The organism is Sunxiuqinia rutila (genome assembly GCF_050589705.1).
Taxonomy (GTDB): Bacteria; Bacteroidota; Bacteroidia; order Bacteroidales; family Prolixibacteraceae; genus Sunxiuqinia; species Sunxiuqinia rutila.
This window is the reverse complement of sequence record NZ_JBNGOT010000021.1, coordinates 37,741-53,039: the sequence shown is the minus strand read 5'-3', so window position 1 is coordinate 53,039 and position 15,299 is coordinate 37,741. Positions and strand designations below refer to the sequence as shown.

At 45.3% G+C, this 15,299-nt stretch carries 12 protein-coding genes; 9 read left to right on the top strand and 3 right to left on the bottom strand.

All coding sequences use genetic code 11. The features are described 5' to 3' along the window. Positions 1–372: 372 nt before the first annotated feature. The gene (locus ACRD6K_RS18950; protein WP_430974523.1) at positions 373–3,672 is read right to left on the bottom strand and encodes a TonB-dependent receptor; all 3,300 of its coding nucleotides are present in this window, start codon (positions 3,670–3,672) and stop codon (positions 373–375) included. Between the two features lie 467 nt (positions 3,673–4,139). Here ACRD6K_RS18950 and lacZ point away from each other — a divergent pair, with 467 nt between their 5' ends. Next, positions 4,140–7,352 (top strand): beta-galactosidase, LacZ type, encoded by a 3,213-nt coding sequence (gene lacZ, locus ACRD6K_RS18945; protein WP_430974522.1) that lies wholly within the window; start codon positions 4,140–4,142, stop codon positions 7,350–7,352. Between the two features lie 96 nt (positions 7,353–7,448). Here lacZ and ACRD6K_RS18940 read toward each other — a convergent pair whose 3' ends face one another. Further along, positions 7,449–7,583 carry a hypothetical protein gene (locus ACRD6K_RS18940; RefSeq protein WP_430974521.1) on the bottom strand — a complete coding sequence of 45 codons (135 nt, stop codon included), beginning with the start codon at positions 7,581–7,583 and terminating at the stop codon, positions 7,449–7,451. Positions 7,584–7,670: 87 nt separating this feature from the next. On the opposite strand from ACRD6K_RS18940, the gene nadA reads away from it, so the two are divergent. Both nadA and ACRD6K_RS18930 read left to right on the top strand, forming a co-directional pair. Continuing rightward, positions 7,671–8,663 (top strand): quinolinate synthase NadA, encoded by a 993-nt coding sequence (gene nadA / locus ACRD6K_RS18935; RefSeq protein WP_430974520.1) that lies wholly within the window; start codon positions 7,671–7,673, stop codon positions 8,661–8,663. A gap of 190 nt (positions 8,664–8,853) precedes the next feature. Continuing rightward, entirely contained in the window at positions 8,854–9,588 is a 735-nt protein-coding gene (locus ACRD6K_RS18930) for a hypothetical protein (RefSeq protein WP_430974519.1), read from the top strand. A gap of 84 nt (positions 9,589–9,672) precedes the next feature. Here the strand turns inward: ACRD6K_RS18930 and ACRD6K_RS18925 are convergent, their stop codons facing one another. After that, the gene (locus ACRD6K_RS18925) at positions 9,673–10,599 is read right to left on the bottom strand and encodes a CPBP family intramembrane glutamic endopeptidase (RefSeq protein ID WP_430974518.1); all 927 of its coding nucleotides are present in this window, start codon (positions 10,597–10,599) and stop codon (positions 9,673–9,675) included. Positions 10,600–10,768: 169 nt separating this feature from the next. Between ACRD6K_RS18925 and dusB the strand changes: the two genes are divergently transcribed. The 6 genes from dusB to mgrA all read left to right on the top strand — a co-directional run bounded on the left by dusB (position 10,769) and on the right by mgrA (position 15,292). Continuing rightward, the gene (dusB, locus tag ACRD6K_RS18920) at positions 10,769–11,782 is read left to right on the top strand and encodes a tRNA dihydrouridine synthase DusB (RefSeq protein ID WP_430974517.1); all 1,014 of its coding nucleotides are present in this window, start codon (positions 10,769–10,771) and stop codon (positions 11,780–11,782) included. Further along, the gene (locus ACRD6K_RS18915) at positions 11,779–12,162 is read left to right on the top strand and encodes a YkvA family protein (RefSeq protein ID WP_430974516.1); all 384 of its coding nucleotides are present in this window, start codon (positions 11,779–11,781) and stop codon (positions 12,160–12,162) included. The genes dusB and ACRD6K_RS18915 overlap by 4 nt, the downstream gene beginning before the upstream one ends. Positions 12,163–12,287: 125 nt before the next feature. Further along, on the top strand, positions 12,288–12,623 hold the full coding sequence (locus ACRD6K_RS18910) for a hypothetical protein (protein WP_430974515.1): 336 nt from the start codon (positions 12,288–12,290) through the stop codon (positions 12,621–12,623). 130 nt (positions 12,624–12,753) lie between these two features. Continuing rightward, the gene (locus tag ACRD6K_RS18905; RefSeq protein WP_430974514.1) at positions 12,754–13,509 is read left to right on the top strand and encodes a sulfite exporter TauE/SafE family protein; all 756 of its coding nucleotides are present in this window, start codon (positions 12,754–12,756) and stop codon (positions 13,507–13,509) included. Next, positions 13,506–14,225 carry a class I SAM-dependent methyltransferase gene (locus ACRD6K_RS18900; protein ID WP_430974513.1) on the top strand — a complete coding sequence of 240 codons (720 nt, stop codon included), beginning with the start codon at positions 13,506–13,508 and terminating at the stop codon, positions 14,223–14,225. Before ACRD6K_RS18905 ends, ACRD6K_RS18900 begins: the two co-directional genes overlap by 4 nt. A 77-nt stretch (positions 14,226–14,302) precedes the next feature. Continuing rightward, positions 14,303–15,292: an L-glyceraldehyde 3-phosphate reductase gene (mgrA, locus tag ACRD6K_RS18895; RefSeq protein WP_430974512.1), complete on the top strand. Its 990-nt coding sequence runs from the start codon at positions 14,303–14,305 to the stop codon at positions 15,290–15,292. Positions 15,293–15,299: the final 7 nt, after the last annotated feature.

Below are 15,299 nucleotides of genomic sequence, written 5' to 3'. Positions count from 1 at the left end.
AACTATTTCTATCTTTTACCTTGAATTCGGTATTACAAATATACAAACATTAAATGGTTCTATGCAATACAAAGTACTATCTTTTTTGAAAATATTTTTGCAAAAACAGACTAACGGACTGATTTAATGCAGTCTAGCGATCGATTGGTTTTAATCTTTTTTTCGAAGGATGGAGCAAAAGGGCTTGAAATCACTAAAATGGACTTCCTTTTCATGCCCGAAGACAACAAAAAAACAGCAATGAGAGGGGAAAAAAGAAGAAAAAAAGTGCAGGCAGAAAAGAATGAACCTTTCCTTAGAAAGGTGAAAGGCTGCCCGAAAACAATCGGGCAGCCTTTCTGCTGTTGTTAAAATTTATTTCCTATTCACTCGTTAGAATGAATAACGTACGCCTACTTGCAATTGCCAGCACTGGTTATAATTATAGTAGGTTGAGTACGTTTTTGACAAATAGTTTCCATCAGAATCTTTTGCCATTGAGAAGCTCGGTTTATTATTGGCATCGGCTCCTTCGTATCTTAGAATCTGTCCATTATTGGCTTCAAACATGTTTTTTTCAACCCCCCATTTGCTGTTCAAAAGGTTTCCAAAATTTAAGAAGTCAAGCGTGAACTCCAACGTATTCATTGTATTTCCAACTTTTACATAGTATTCGCGTGCAATGCGGAAATCAAACTGGTGTACCCAAGGAGCGCGGGCTGCATTCGCTTCAGCATACTCTCCCTTATGATTTTTCAGATAACGATCTTGCTCAACAAACTTGAAGAAAGCATCCTCATCAGCTGTACTTACAAAATTGATCTCCCCTTTGGAACTTGGGATATAAATCAAATCTGTTGCATAACCATCGTTATTCATGTCATTCGAATAAGTAAAGCTATACTCCCCTGCGGAATACCCGGAATAGAACAGATTAATAACAGTGGCTGATTTCAAGCTAGTATTCAACCAAGGAATTTTGTACGAAACAGAAGCAATGGCCTTGCTAGGCACCACGTATTGCGAACGTTGAACTTCGGGAAGATGTGGACCATTCACCTGAATAAGTCCATTGTAAGCCGAACCGGCATTACTACCTGGCATACCCGAAATTTCTTTGGATTCGGTGTAAGTATAAGCAGCCATCAACCTCAAATCTTTTGTTGGCTCTGCTCTAACAGTAATGTTTCCAATTGCTCCCCATCCATCATTTGTATTCGACAACACATAAGCGTTTTTCGAAGTATAGGTGATATCATCTCTTTCCGGATAAATATACCTGTTATCCGGTCCACTGAACTGCTGCCAGGTATCATCAGGCTGTTTCAGGTTATAGTTTTTCAGCATCACACCATTAATGGTATTGGTGTAAATCCCCTCTACAGTAACCGACATCGGGAATGATACAGGAAGATCAAAATCTAAAGCCAGCGAAGACTTCCACACTTGAGGCATTTTAAAGTCCGGATCAATGGCGTTGATATCGCGTGGCAAGGCGCCTTGATCTGGCGTAATGGTATTGGGCAGGTTCAACCTTGAAATCATTTCGCTTACATCAGTAATCATAGGTCCGGCCAAAGAGGCCAAAACAGGATCAACATCTGTTACGGCACCATCAGAATCGTAACGGGTTACAGCGGCATAGCTGCCCTGTACCATTCCGGAGTTGGTTGGCATGTTGGTAAAGAAAACCAAGGGCAAACGTCCGGCAAAAATACCAGTACCTCCGCGCAGTTTCAGGCTTTGATCTCCTTTAACATCCCAAGTAAACCCAACTCTGGGCGACAGCTGAACCTTGGCATCGGGCCATTCGCCGGTATCAATCTTCTTCCCGCCAAAGTTCAAATCATAAATGGCATTGTTCCGAAGAACATTGTCTTCATACTTCAGGTAATCAGCACGGATCCCGTAGGTCAGTTTAAAGTCTGAGTTCACATTCCACTCGTCCTGCGCATAAAGCCCAAATTGATTAAACGCCACTTCTGCAGCCGGACTTTTCTCTCCGTCATAACCATAGGTTAACGCGAAATCGCGTGGTGCAGCCTGATTCAGGAAATCCTCAATACTGGCATAGCGATAATAACCTGTTCCGTTACGCATGTAAGAATTGTTGGCCATTTGGTGCTCAAAACTTACCCCAGCTGTAACTTTATGGCTTCCCAAATAGAAAGTAGCATTATCAACAATGGTGAAGATGTTATTATTTACCCCGTTGTTCCATGTAAACAACTCATAACCTGCCGATATGTATGGCTCCAGTATCTGCTGTCCCTCAGCATTTACCCCATTCATAATGTCGATGAACGGAAATGGAGAAGACTCTGAACCCCGAACATCCTGAATTTTGGTATAAGTAGTCAGGAATTTATTCGAAATTTTTTCAGAAATGCGGCTGTTCAAATCCAATGAAAATGAGTTCACAATGTTATCCATTGAATAAATGGAGTTGGAAAAAGCCATGGAGTATTGAGAAATACGATCCATTGAGCGATTACGGAACCCCGCATCGTTTGAGTTGCCATTCGTTGGGTTCCAAGCCTGATTTTTGGTATAGTTATAACGCAAACTCAGTTTATTGGCTTTATCAATGTTCCAGTCGATGCGAGCCAACAGCTTTTTATTGCTTTCGTCAGCCGGATAACTGCTGTACGAACCCGGATCATAGTCATAATTATCAATCAGGTGCTTCCGAACGCGCTCCATATCAGCAATGCTGGTGCGCGAAAGCGACAAGCTTTCGTTTGCCACGCCATTTTCCGAAGGTCTCCAGTTTACAACCTGTCCCGGACGAACCTCATACTCCCCATTGACAAAAAAGAATAATTTATTTTCGATAATCGGACCTCCAAAGGTGGCTCCGTAAATCTTTGTCGATTCTTCATCACGCTCTCCAAAGTCAATATCTCCAATATTGTTACCGCGCATATTCTGGTTGGTAAAGTAGTGATAAGCCGATCCTTTGAAAGTATTGGTTCCTGATTTGGTGATGGCATTAACACCACCTCCGATGAAGTTGGTTTGACGAACATCGAAAGGAGCAATAACCACTTGCACTTCCTCAATCGCATCCAACGAAATCGGATTGCCACCACCAGGAAGATTTGAACCCAATCCAAAATTGTTGTTAAAGTTGGCACCGTCAACCGTGAAGTTGGTTGAGCGGCCATCGCCACCGGCAAAACTCATTCCATTGGCATAGGGCGAAATACGTGCAATGTCCGAAATACTTCGATTAATGGTAGGCATTGCGTTCATTTGTTCGTTCGATATATTGGTCGTAGCCCCGGTCTTGGTCGTCCGGAAAGGCGAGGCTTGCGTACCAAGCACCACCACTTCTCCTACATCAACCGAGCTTTCCTGCATTGTAGCATTCAAAATGTAAGTTTCACCCAAGAATAGTCTGATATCAGTGAAAGTTCCTTTATTGTACCCAACAAAAGATACTTCAACCCGGTAAGGCCCGCCGGATCTCATCCCTTGCAGATCAAACAAACCTTCTTTGTTGGTAATGGTCCCGTACTGAGAACCTGATGGTTCATGAACAGCCAGGACAGTTGCACCCGGCAGTCGTTCACCTGATTCAGTCTCAACAGTTCCAGTCATTCCTGCAGTAGTTATCTGCGAAAAAACCGGAGAAGCTGCAAACAGCATCAAAGCGAATAGCAAAGTGTAATTTTTTAGTTTTGTTTTCATAGAAAATGGATTAAGATTAGTTACAAATAACACAAAAACATATTTGTCAATAATTAACAACTTGTTACAACTTTGTTAAAAATAATTACGATAAACAAAGACCATCCTTCTCCAAGCAAAATCAAAAGATTCTACAAATTACAATTTTATGGTTTATAAAAATATAAGAGCAATCACATGTTCATATCTTTCGCCCCATTGTAGATAAGTTTTTTGTTAGCCAAAAAATCGAATAAGCCGTTCTTCCTTCCATTTTACCTCACGAACACTCTTTTTAGCTTAACAGGTTGCAGAAAATGCCAAACAAAGACAGCAGCTTTTTCCCGTCCTTCCTGACCAAAACCATATTCCAAAAGTTTACAGGCTGTTAAACACGTTTTTTCTGCTTGCTTTTAAAGAATATTTTTAGGATTTTTGCTTCCCTACCGGTACCAACCAGTTAGGCTAACAAACGATAAACACTTATAATGAAAAACTATTACTACTCAATTACGCTGCTACTTGTGCTTTTAATAGGCCATTCATGCACCAGCAAATATAACGACGTTCCTTTTGAAGAGCCCAATCCAAAGCCCTGGGAAGATCCTGAGATTGTTCAAATTAACAAAGAAGCTCCCCGGGCTCACTACATTCCCTACACTACCATTGAACAAGCAGTTCAGGATGAGAAATGGGAATCGCCTTACCTGGCTTCACTGAATGGGACTTGGCAATTTCACTTGGCGCAAAACCCCGATGAACGCCCATACTGGTTTTTCAAAAACGACTACGACACCCGTGACTGGCAGGAAATTAAAGTGCCTTCCAACTGGGAAGTTGAAGGGTTTGATTACCCCATTTACACCAATGTAAAATATCCGCACGCCAAAACGCCACCACTCATTCAAAAAAATTACAACCCCGTTGGCTCCTATAAACGCACCTTTAAGATTCCTTCAGACTGGACGGACAAAGAAGTTATTTTGCACTTCGGAGCCGTTAGCTCAGCCATGAATGTGTGGGTAAATGAGCAATTTGTGGGCTACAGCGAAGACAGCAAAACTCCTGCTGAATTCAACATCACTCCCCTCCTGAAGAGCGGAAAAAATACACTGGCTGTAGAGATTTTCCGATGGAGCGATGCCAGCTACCTTGAAGACCAAGACTTTTGGCGCCTTAGCGGAATGACCCGCGATGTATTCCTGATGGCTCGTAACAAGCAACATATTCAGGATTTCAGCGTGAAAGCTGGCTTGGATGAGAATTACAACGATGGTCACCTGGCGCTGCAGGTTGAACTGGCCAATGTGCAGGCCGAAACCAAAAACCTGACTTTACAGGCTGAACTTTTAAATGGCGATAAGTCTCTGGTCAGTTTTGAACAGGAAGTTGAACTGAGCAGCACCGGCCAGATGCTTCCTTTTGAAGCAACCCTTCCGAAGGTGAAAAAATGGTCCGCCGAACATCCGAACCTCTATTTACTGTTGATCAAACTACAGGATGCCAATGGCAAAACTCTGGAAGTTCTTCGTCAGGATGTTGGTTTCCGAACAGTGGAAATCAAAGACGCCCAACTGATGGTAAACGGAGTCCCCATTCTGGTTAAAGGAGTCAATTTACACGAACACCATGATGTTACCGGGCATGTGATGGATAAAGAAACGATGTTGAAAGATATCGAGCTCATGAAAACCCACAACATCAATACCGTTCGTACATCACATTATCCCCAACCCGAATTGTGGTACAAACTCTGCAACCAATATGGTTTGTATGTGATTGACGAAGCCAATATTGAGTCACATGGAATGGGTTACGGCAAAGAGTCGCTGGCCAAAGACCCCATTTGGGGTAAGGCGCACATGGACCGGACGGTCAACATGTATGAGCGCGACAAAAACCAACCTTCCATCATCACATGGTCATTGGGTAATGAAGCCGGAAACGGGGGCAATTTCATGGCTACCTACAAGTTTCTGAAAGAAGCTGACCCGACACGCCCGGTTCAGTATGAGCAAGCGCACGGCGGCGAAAATACCGACATCAACTGTCCGATGTATGCATCCATTGGTCATATGGAAAACTACGCCAAATCCAATCCTACCAAGCCCTTGATTCAATGCGAATACGCGCATGCCATGGGAAACAGTGTTGGAAACTTGCAAGACTACTGGGACGTGATCGAAAAATACGATGTTTTACAAGGTGGTTGCATTTGGGACTGGGTTGACCAGGGACTGCTGACCACCAACGAAGCCGGAGAAACCTACTGGGCTTATGGCGGCGATTTCGGACCGGACACTGTTCCTTCGGATGGCAACTTCTGCCTAAACGGATTGGTTGATCCTGACCGTGGAATAAAACCCCATCTTCTGGAGGTAAAAAAGGTGTACCAAAATATTGGTTTCAAAGCCATCAACCTTCAAAAGGGCATTGTTGAAATTGAAAACAAATACAGTTTCACCAATCTCTCGGAACTGACTATCAGCTGGACCATTACTGCCGATGGACAAACAGTTAAGGAAGGAAAACTGACCAACTTCGAACTGACTCCCGGAGCCAAGCTTCAGGTAAACCTGGATTATACGATTGATCCGCAACCAGGAACAGAATACTTCCTGAACTTTTCAGCAAAAACAAAAGCACAACAAGGCCTGGTTCCAGCCAACTACGAACTGGCAGCCGAACAAATGAAATTACCGTTTGAGAAAGCGGCCAAGAAAATGAACACCGCCGAATTTCCGGCACTCCAGGTAAACGAAACGGATGCTTCAATTACCATCAATGGTGAAAGATTCAGTCTTGAATTTAATAAAACGGTTGGCGTATTGAGCAGCTTCAAAACCGGCGAAACCGAACTGCTAAAAGAAGGCCCGATTCCGAACTTCTGGCGAGCCCCCATTGATAACGACTACGGAAACAACCTGCACAAGCGTAGCCGCGTTTGGCGCAAAGCCGGCGAAAACCGGACTGTAAGCAGCGTAAAACTAACGCAAAAATCAACCAACGAGGTCGTGGTCAACTTCAAGTTTGACCTGAATAATGAGGCGGGTGAAAAAATTGCGGACTACAACTCAAGCTACACCGTTTATGGTAGTGGCGATGTAGTGGTTAACAATCAATTCAAAATGACCAAAGAGGAACTTCCTGAAATCGTCCGGATGGGAATGAACCTGCAAATGCCGCGTCAGTTTGACCAAATGAGCTGGCTGGGACGTGGCCCACACGAATCGTATTGGGACCGCAAAACTAGTGCATTCGTTGGATTGTATTCCGGATCGGTAGCTGATCAGCTCTGGGCTTACGTTCGTCCACAGGAAAACGGCAACAAAACCGATGTTCGCTGGATGACCATCACCAACAAACAAGGCGTTGGATTGCTGTTTGTTGGCGAGCCGCTGCTGTCGGTGAGTGCACACCATAACATCATGGAGGACTTTGAGTCGCCTGAGCGTACCGATGGACGTCAGGCCCAAGGCGTAAAGCCAGTAAACCGTCACACCAACGACGTGAAAGAACGCGAACTAACCTCTGTCAATGTAGACTACAAACAGATGGGAGTTGGTGGCGACAACAGTTGGGGGGCTTGGACGCATGAGCCTTATCGCCTGACCGCAAAAAGTTACGACTATTCATTCCGCATGCGACCGGTTTCTGATAAAATCAGCCCAGTCGACCATGCGAAACTACAACTCGATTAATACAAATTACTCGATTCCCGAGTCAAATCCCTGTCAGATTATTAGCTGGCAGGGATTTTTTATTTTGATCTTACCGCAATCCCCAGCGGGCTGATTTTACTGAAGGTACAACTGACCAACGGTGCCCAACACATGGTAAAAGTAATGGTAACCCATTAAACGGTGTTTGCCGAAATCTGGTCCCCCACTAACCATTCCTAGTCCTGACACACCCATTGGATATGCGTTCATTCTCAAAACATTTAAAGATTGCTATATGTTTTTTTAGAGGAATTCTTAATTTTGCAGGCAATTATTCTGAAAAAAGGAGTGCTGACGATGGAAAAGTTATTGGTTCAGGAGATGTTGGAAGAGAAAGGTTTTATTGACGAAAAAATCGATCCTAAACTGAATTTGGTAAACGAGATTAAGCGGCTGAAACAGGAAAAAAATGCCGTTATTCTGAGCCATTACTATGTGGATGGAGACTTGCAGGACATTGCTGATTTCGTTGGCGACAGCTTACAGCTGGCGCAGGCTGCAGCCCAAACCGAAGCAGACATGATTGTTTTTGTTGGCGTGCATTTTATGGCTGAAACAGCCAAAATCATCAACCCCTCCAAAAAAGTGATTCTGCCCGACCTAAAAGCCGGATGCTCACTGGCCGAGTCAGCCCCTGCGGATAAATTTGCTGAATTCAAAAAACAATATCCTGACCACCAAGTTATTTCGTACATTAACTGTACTGCTGACCTGAAAACAATGACTGATGTGGTCTGCACCTCATCCAATGCCGAGAAAATAGTCAACAGCTTTCCGGAAGATGCCAAGCTTATTTTTGCCCCCGACAAAAACCTGGGCAACTATATCAACAGCATCACAGGACGCAATATGGTGCTTTGGGACGGCGCGTGTATGGTTCATGAAAAATATTCGGTTGAGAAAATTATCCAGCTGATGGATCAACATCCGGACGCAGAATTTATTGCTCACCCCGAATGTGAAAAACCCGTGCTTTTACTGGCCAAACACATTGGGTCTACTAGCTCTTTGCTGAATTACGTTCAGGAAAACAAGGCCCAAAAGTTTATCGTAGCTACTGAAAGCGGGATCCTTCACCAAATGAACAAAGCGTGTCCCGACAAAATTTTCATTCCTGCCCCTTCAAACGATTCTACCTGTGCTTGTAACGACTGTTCTTACATGAAGCTGAACAGCTTACAAAAACTGTACATCTGCATGAAACATGAGCTACCCGAGGTACAACTTTCTGCCGAGGTCATCGAACAAGCCAAGGTACCGATTGTTCGTATGCTCGAAATTTCGAAGTAAGTTTAAGAAAGAGCCCACAACCTGAAGGACAGTTTCTCCCCTGGAACAGCACTCAGAGAAAGCAAGAAAATACTGCGAACAGCCCGTAAATATTAACTTGTGAACAGGTAGCTGTTAATTAAAATAGGAAAGAACAGCTCAATTAGCTTGCGCGTAATTCTTATCTTCGTAGTATTCAAAAGAACTTAGTATGCCTTACCGCAGGTTGCCAAATACCGACCAAGCACGAATGAAAGCCATTGAGATGGCTTTGGAAAAAGGAAAGCGAACAGCCTATAGTGAATTGGCTTTCAGTCAGCTCACGCTCAACAAGCTTCAATCGCTTTACCCCAATTTGTCCAACTGTATCCGGCAACTTCAGGCTGCCAAGCAAGTACAGTTTGACCGGTCCAACGAATACGGCAACATCTTCAAAAAGGCTAAATTATACTTATCCCACTTCGTTCAGGTGCTGAACTTCGCCATTCAGCGTGAAGAAATGAAACCTGCTGTCCGCGAATTTTACGGGCTTCGTCCCAATGCCTTGGATGTTCCTCCACTCAACTTGGAAAAGGACGTTTTAGCCTGGGGAGAACGGATCATTCAGGGAGAACAAAGACGCTGCATGCAAGGCGGAAGTGCCATCTACAGCCCATCCATTGCCTTGGTAAAGGTTCATTATGAAAATTTCAAGGATGCCTTTCAGCATCAGAAAATTCTGCAAAACAACACCGATCGTGCATCCTTTAAAATGAAGGACATCCGCGAACAGGCAGATGCACTCATTCAGCAGTTGTGGAACGAGGTAGAAGCCCATTTTGAAGGACAGCCCTATGAAATTCGACGCGAAAAAGCCGCACAATATGGCGTGGTGTATGTGTACCGCCAGTCGGAACTGAAACGGATGGAAGCAGAAAAATTGCAGATCAACCTCAATTTCAACTAAGCTGCACCTTGCTTTTAAACCGGGTTCTTATACCTGCAACCGAAAGCTAAGGCTAATCGACAAAACTACGATTTACGGAAACCATCAGGCTTCTGCGGCCACTCTTTTGCACAGTACATAAACCAACGCCATGGTTAAGGCCAGACTCAAAACAGCCATCACTACAGAAGTACTCATCGAATCGCCATAGCTGTTCAATGATTCCATTGTTTTACTGCCGGTCTTTTCGGCATGCAAGGCCAAAACACCTAAGGCATTATTCATGAAGTGAGCCAGAATAGGCAACCACATTGACCCCGAATAAATGAGCAGGTAGCCAAATAAAGCGCCTAACACCAATCGGGGGAAAAAGCCGAAAAACTGCATGTGTAAGGTGCTGAATAAAAACGCAGAGATCCAAATTCCCCAATGTTGATTGCGGGTCATGTTCGTGAAAATCTTCTGAACCACCCCACGAAAAAGCAACTCCTCGCCAATAGCCGGAATTACGGCAATCATAAACAAGTTGAACAGCAACCCCCACACCGTTTCTACCGCAATAAAACGATCAATCAGGTTGGCAGCACTATCCTCCATGCTTCGCATCCAGTCTTCCATGCCGGCCAAAAAGCCGGGAAGATGCATATTCTGGTTCAGCTCGCCCAGGTAACCCACCCAGGGGCCGGCTGCCAGCACCGCAAGCAAACCAAGCAACAGATTGCCTGTCCGCACTTTTTGATCCAGGGTCAGGTACCGCCATACATTCCCTTCAAACAACCAGGCTAAAAGAAAGGGAGGCAATACAAAAAGCCCAATGGACTGAACCACCTGAAAATATTTCAACAAGTTTACCGTGTTCGGGTCCGAAGGATCAAGCCCCGAAAGGCTGTTCATCATTTCGGAAAGCCCAACAATTGGCACAAGCGCAGCAATAGAAATAGAAAAGACAACCAAAAAGGAAACCAGAATAACAAATGCAGAGAAAACTAACTGTGTGCCGGGCTTCATCCCCCGGAATGTGGTAAAGGCCATAGTTAAAATTTTAAGTGCCCTAAAGATAAGTCGCCCGAAGCAAAAAAAAAACCGCAAAAAAGCCCCCCAAAACAGGTCAGCAGCCAGACTCTTTCCCGTCATCTTCAGGTACAAAACTCGAAACTCAAAGCTTCTTTATATATCTTTGTACCTTAAAAATTGGAGTAAAGTGAAGATTGGATCGATTGATTTAGGAGAAATGCCGCTGTTTTTAGCGCCAATGGAAGATGTGACTTACAAGTCGTTTCGATACATGTGTAAAAAATTTGGCGCCGATGTGATGTACACGGAGTTTGTGTCGTCCGAAGCACTGATTCGGGATATTGCCAAAACCAAACAAAAGATGCACCTTTTCGATTTTGATCGTCCGGTAGCCATTCAGATTTATGGGTACGACATCGACTCGATGGTGAATGCTGCCAAAGCCGTTGAAGAGTTTCAGCCCGATTTTATCGATATCAACTATGGTTGCCCCATGAAAAAAATCGTCAAGAAAGGGGCTGGTGCCGGACTGCTGCAGGATTTGGATAAAATGCAACGAATGACGGCAGAGATTGTCAAAGCGGTTTCGCTGCCCGTAACGGCCAAAACCCGCCTGGGTTGGGACGAAGACTCCAAAGTCATTCTGGAAGCTGCGGAACGCCTTCAGGACGCCGGTGTGGCTGCGTTGGCCATTCACGGCCGAACCCGCAAGCAATTGTATACCGGAAAAGCCGACTGGAGCCTGATTGCTGAAGTGAAAAACAATCCGCGCATGCACATTCCCATTATTGGTAACGGCGACATCAACGGGCCCGAAAAAGCCATGGAGTTCTTAAAACAAAGTGGTGTCGATGGCTTAATGATTGGCCGAGGTTCCATTGGCCGCCCCTGGATTTTCAATGAGGTGAAACACTACCTAAAAACCGGCGAAATTCTTCCTCCCCCCACCGTATCTGAAGTCGTTCAGAACTTGCGCGATCAATTACAACTTTCACTCGACTGGAAAGCCAACGAACGCTCTGCCATATTGATGATGCGCCGGCATTTTGCCAAGTACTTTCCGGGCGTCCCCGACTTTCGGCAACACCGCATTCAACTCCTTCAGGCCGTAGAGATGAATGAAGTGCAGCGCATTCTTAACGAAATTGTTGAACACTATGGCCAGCTACAGGTTGATTATACAAACATGAGTTTGAAATGATCCCGCACGATTACAAACAATTCTACAACGAGCAATCGTTTAAGCAGAAATTGCAGCAGTTTGCAAAAACAGCCGGACTGCAAGTTGCTTATGCCGCCTTGCTCCTGTTCTATCTGATGAAAGAGCCTTCCGTTTCCGTCAAAGCCAAAGTAACCATTGCGGCAGCACTGGGCTATTTTATTTTACCCACCGATGCCATTCCCGACTTGGCTCCCCTGGTTGGTTTTAGCGATGACCTTGGGGTTTTGATTTTTGCCCTTTCCCAAATCAGCAGCAACATCACGCCAGAGGTTCAGCACAAAGCAAAAAACCAATTGCGAGCCTGGTTTAAGGAGTTTGATGAAGCCAAGCTGGACGAAATCAACTCCAAAATATTCTAGCCCTTCCTGATCAGCTCAATACCCCAATAGCCAGTCCGCCCAGCGTATTTTTAACAGCCCTTAGCACTTCTTGGCATTGTTTTTGAATTTCATGAATCAGCAAACAAATTAAAAGCCTTGGAGTTATGAAAAAAACAATGCTGATCGTGCTTTTAGGAATGGTGTCTTTTTTACTGAATCCGGAAACAACACAGGCACAGGTGACTGTTGAGCACAAGCCAAGCCCGCCAAAGGTTAAGTTGCCCCTGCCCGAGAAACCCGGACCAGATTATCAGCTCATTCCTGGACACTGGATCTGGCACCGGCCCTCCAAGATGTACGTGTGGGTGGGTCCCCACTGGGTGCTCCCCAAGGAAAACAGAAAGTGGAGCCCGGGGCATTGGCAAAAACAAAAGAAAGGCTGGAAATGGATTCCCGGAAAATGGGAGAAGATCAATAAGAGAAAATACTTTTTCAACTAATAATATTATTTTTTTTCATACTTGTTTGTTATGTGTTTTGGGTCAAAGGCCGGATTGTTCCGGCCTTTTTTTGGCTTCCTTCCCTTCGTTCGCTTCAACTTTACTATTTTTGTCCTTCTAAACAAACAACATGGAATTACTTTCACCCTTTGACTTAAGCCCGCTGCAGTGGGTTTTAATGGCTGTATGCGGCATGCTCATAGGTATGTCGAAGGTTGGAGTGCCGGGCGTATCCATGATCGTGGTTCCCATTCTGGCCTTCATTTTTGGAGGCAAACAATCCACCGGAGTTTTACTGCCCATTTTAATGATGGCCGATTTGTTTGGTGTGGGCTATTATCGCCGGCACGCACAATGGAGCTACCTGGTCAAAATCCTTCCCTGGGCCTTTGTCGGGGTTGGTCTGGCTTTGTGGGTTGGCGAAATTGTGAACGACGAGCAATTCAAAGACCTCATCGCCATTCTGGTGTTTATGTGCATCGGGCTGATGCTTTGGAAAGACCGGCGAAAAGGAAAAAACTTTTTCCCTGACAGCTGGTGGTTTGCAGCATCCATGGGTGTTTTGGGCGGATTTGCCACGATGATTGGCAATGTGGCCGGCCCCATTTTTGCCATTTACCTGCTGGCCATGCATCTGCCCAAAAACAATTTTATCGGTACCTCGGCCTGGTTTTTTCTGATTCTGAATTTCTGCAAGTTCCCCTTGCACCTGTTCATTTGGAAAACCATTAGCTGGCCCAGCCTGAAAATGGATTTAATGACTTTACCGGCCATTGCGCTAGGGGCATTTCTGGGCATTTGGCTGGTTCGCATTATTCCTGAAAAAACCTATCGGACAGCCGTAATCGTTATTACCGCAATCTCAGCATTTTTACTATTGATATGAAACAGCTTCAGCATTTTTTCAAAGACAAAACCGTCCAGCAGGTCCTCGATGTCGGATGCGGATCGGGCGATTTCATCAAAGTGCTTAACGACACCTTTAATGGGCAGGTATCCATAACAGGAGTTGATCCGGGTGAACAGTGGCTGAAAGAAGCACGTGCACGTTTCGCCCAGGAGCACATCTGTTTTTCGTGCATGAGTGGCGAAACACTGGCCTTTGAGGATGCCTCTTTTGATGTGGTTTCCTTGTCGAATGCGCTGCATCATTTAGCTGACCTGGAACAAGCCTTGAATGAGATGAAGCGCGTGGTCAAACCTGGCGGATGGATCATCATTAACGAGGTTTCGGATGGCGATTTGACCGAAGCACAGGAGAACCAAAAAATGCTGCATCATTTCAAATCGTTTGTCGATCGTTTGCACGGTATTCCGCATCGCTCAACCTGGACCGTTGACGAAATTCTGGACATTGTTCGTCAAAACAAACTGGAGATTGTAGACTCCTTCAGGCACCTTAAAACGAAGCAAGTCAATTTTGAATCCTATTTTCTGGATGAAAAGAGCCGGCAAATGGAAAGCCTGCTGGAAGAGCTGCAGGGACGACCAGAGTATGATCAGACCAAAGATCAGCTCCCGCTTTTCAAAGAGCGGTTGGAGCAACATGGCTTTCAGTCAGCCCCTCAGTTGCTGGTAATTGCCCGGCCAAAAGCCCGTTAAAACGCGCTAGCTCATTGGGGTAAATCATCAATTATTTTGTAATTTCGGGAGCACAGAACCAAAAACGAAATTAAATCATGACTTATCTGGCAAACAATGCACGTTACAAAACCATGACCTATAACCGGTGTGGCCGCTCTGGCTTAATGCTTCCGGCAATTTCACTGGGTTTATGGCATAATTTCGGCGGAGTCGATGTCTTTGAAAACGGACGCGCTATTCTGCGCCACGCTTTTGACAAGGGAATTACCCATTTCGACCTGGCCAATAACTACGGGCCACCTTACGGCTCGGCAGAAGAAAACTTTGGGAAGATCATGAAACAGGACCTCCGGCCTTACCGCGATGAACTGGTGATTTCGACCAAAGCCGGTTACGACATGTGGCCCGGACCATACGGAAACTGGGGAAGCCGCAAATACTTGCTGGCCAGCCTCGACCAAAGCCTGCAGCGCATGGGGCTCGAGTATGTTGATATTTTTTACTCGCACCGCCCCGATCCGGAAACCCCCTTGGAAGAAACCATGATGGCCCTTGACCAGGCTGTTCGCCAGGGAAAAGCCCTGTATGTGGGTATCTCCAACTACCCGGCCGAACGCACGCGGGAGGCGGCTCAAATCCTGCGTGATCTGGGGACTCCCTGTCTGATTCATCAACCCAAATACTCCATGTTTGAGCGTTGGGTAGAAGATGAATTGCTGGACGTGCTGGAGGAAGAAGGCATTGGCTGCATTCCGTTTTCACCCCTGGCGCAAGGCTTGCTTACCAACAAGTACCTGAAAGGCATTCCGGAAGGGTCGCGGGCTGCAAAGTCGTGGGGATTTTTGAAAGCCGACCAGGTAGAACCGGCCATCGAGAAAGTGAAGCAGTTGAATGAAATTGCCCTGCAGCGCGGACAAACGCTGGCGCAAATGGCCCTGGCCTGGATCATTAAAGATCAGCGAATTACTTCGGTCTTGATTGGAGCCAGCTCCGTTAAGCAGCTGGATGACAATATTGCCATGCTCGACTACCTGCATTTCTCGCAAAATGAGCTGCAACAAATTGAAGCGATTTTGAACGACTAAAATGACA

What these genes read in the sequence shown, in the direction of transcription:
- ACRD6K_RS18950 (WP_430974523.1), bottom strand. Translation starts at nt 3,672, where the DNA reads ATGAAAACAAAACTAAAAAATTACACTTTGCTATTCGCTTTGATGCTG.
- lacZ (WP_430974522.1), top strand. Translation starts at nt 4,140, where the DNA reads ATGAAAAACTATTACTACTCAATTACGCTGCTACTTGTGCTTTTAATA.
- ACRD6K_RS18940 (WP_430974521.1), bottom strand. Translation starts at nt 7,583, where the DNA reads ATGAACGCATATCCAATGGGTGTGTCAGGACTAGGAATGGTTAGTGGG.
- nadA (WP_430974520.1), top strand. Translation starts at nt 7,671, where the DNA reads ATGGAAAAGTTATTGGTTCAGGAGATGTTGGAAGAGAAAGGTTTTATT.
- ACRD6K_RS18930 (WP_430974519.1), top strand. Translation starts at nt 8,854, where the DNA reads ATGCCTTACCGCAGGTTGCCAAATACCGACCAAGCACGAATGAAAGCC.
- ACRD6K_RS18925 (WP_430974518.1), bottom strand. Translation starts at nt 10,599, where the DNA reads ATGGCCTTTACCACATTCCGGGGGATGAAGCCCGGCACACAGTTAGTT.
- ACRD6K_RS18915 (WP_430974516.1), top strand. Translation starts at nt 11,779, where the DNA reads ATGATCCCGCACGATTACAAACAATTCTACAACGAGCAATCGTTTAAG.
- ACRD6K_RS18910 (WP_430974515.1), top strand. Translation starts at nt 12,288, where the DNA reads ATGAAAAAAACAATGCTGATCGTGCTTTTAGGAATGGTGTCTTTTTTA.
- ACRD6K_RS18905 (WP_430974514.1), top strand. Translation starts at nt 12,754, where the DNA reads ATGGAATTACTTTCACCCTTTGACTTAAGCCCGCTGCAGTGGGTTTTA.
- ACRD6K_RS18900 (WP_430974513.1), top strand. Translation starts at nt 13,506, where the DNA reads ATGAAACAGCTTCAGCATTTTTTCAAAGACAAAACCGTCCAGCAGGTC.
- mgrA (WP_430974512.1), top strand. Translation starts at nt 14,303, where the DNA reads ATGACTTATCTGGCAAACAATGCACGTTACAAAACCATGACCTATAAC.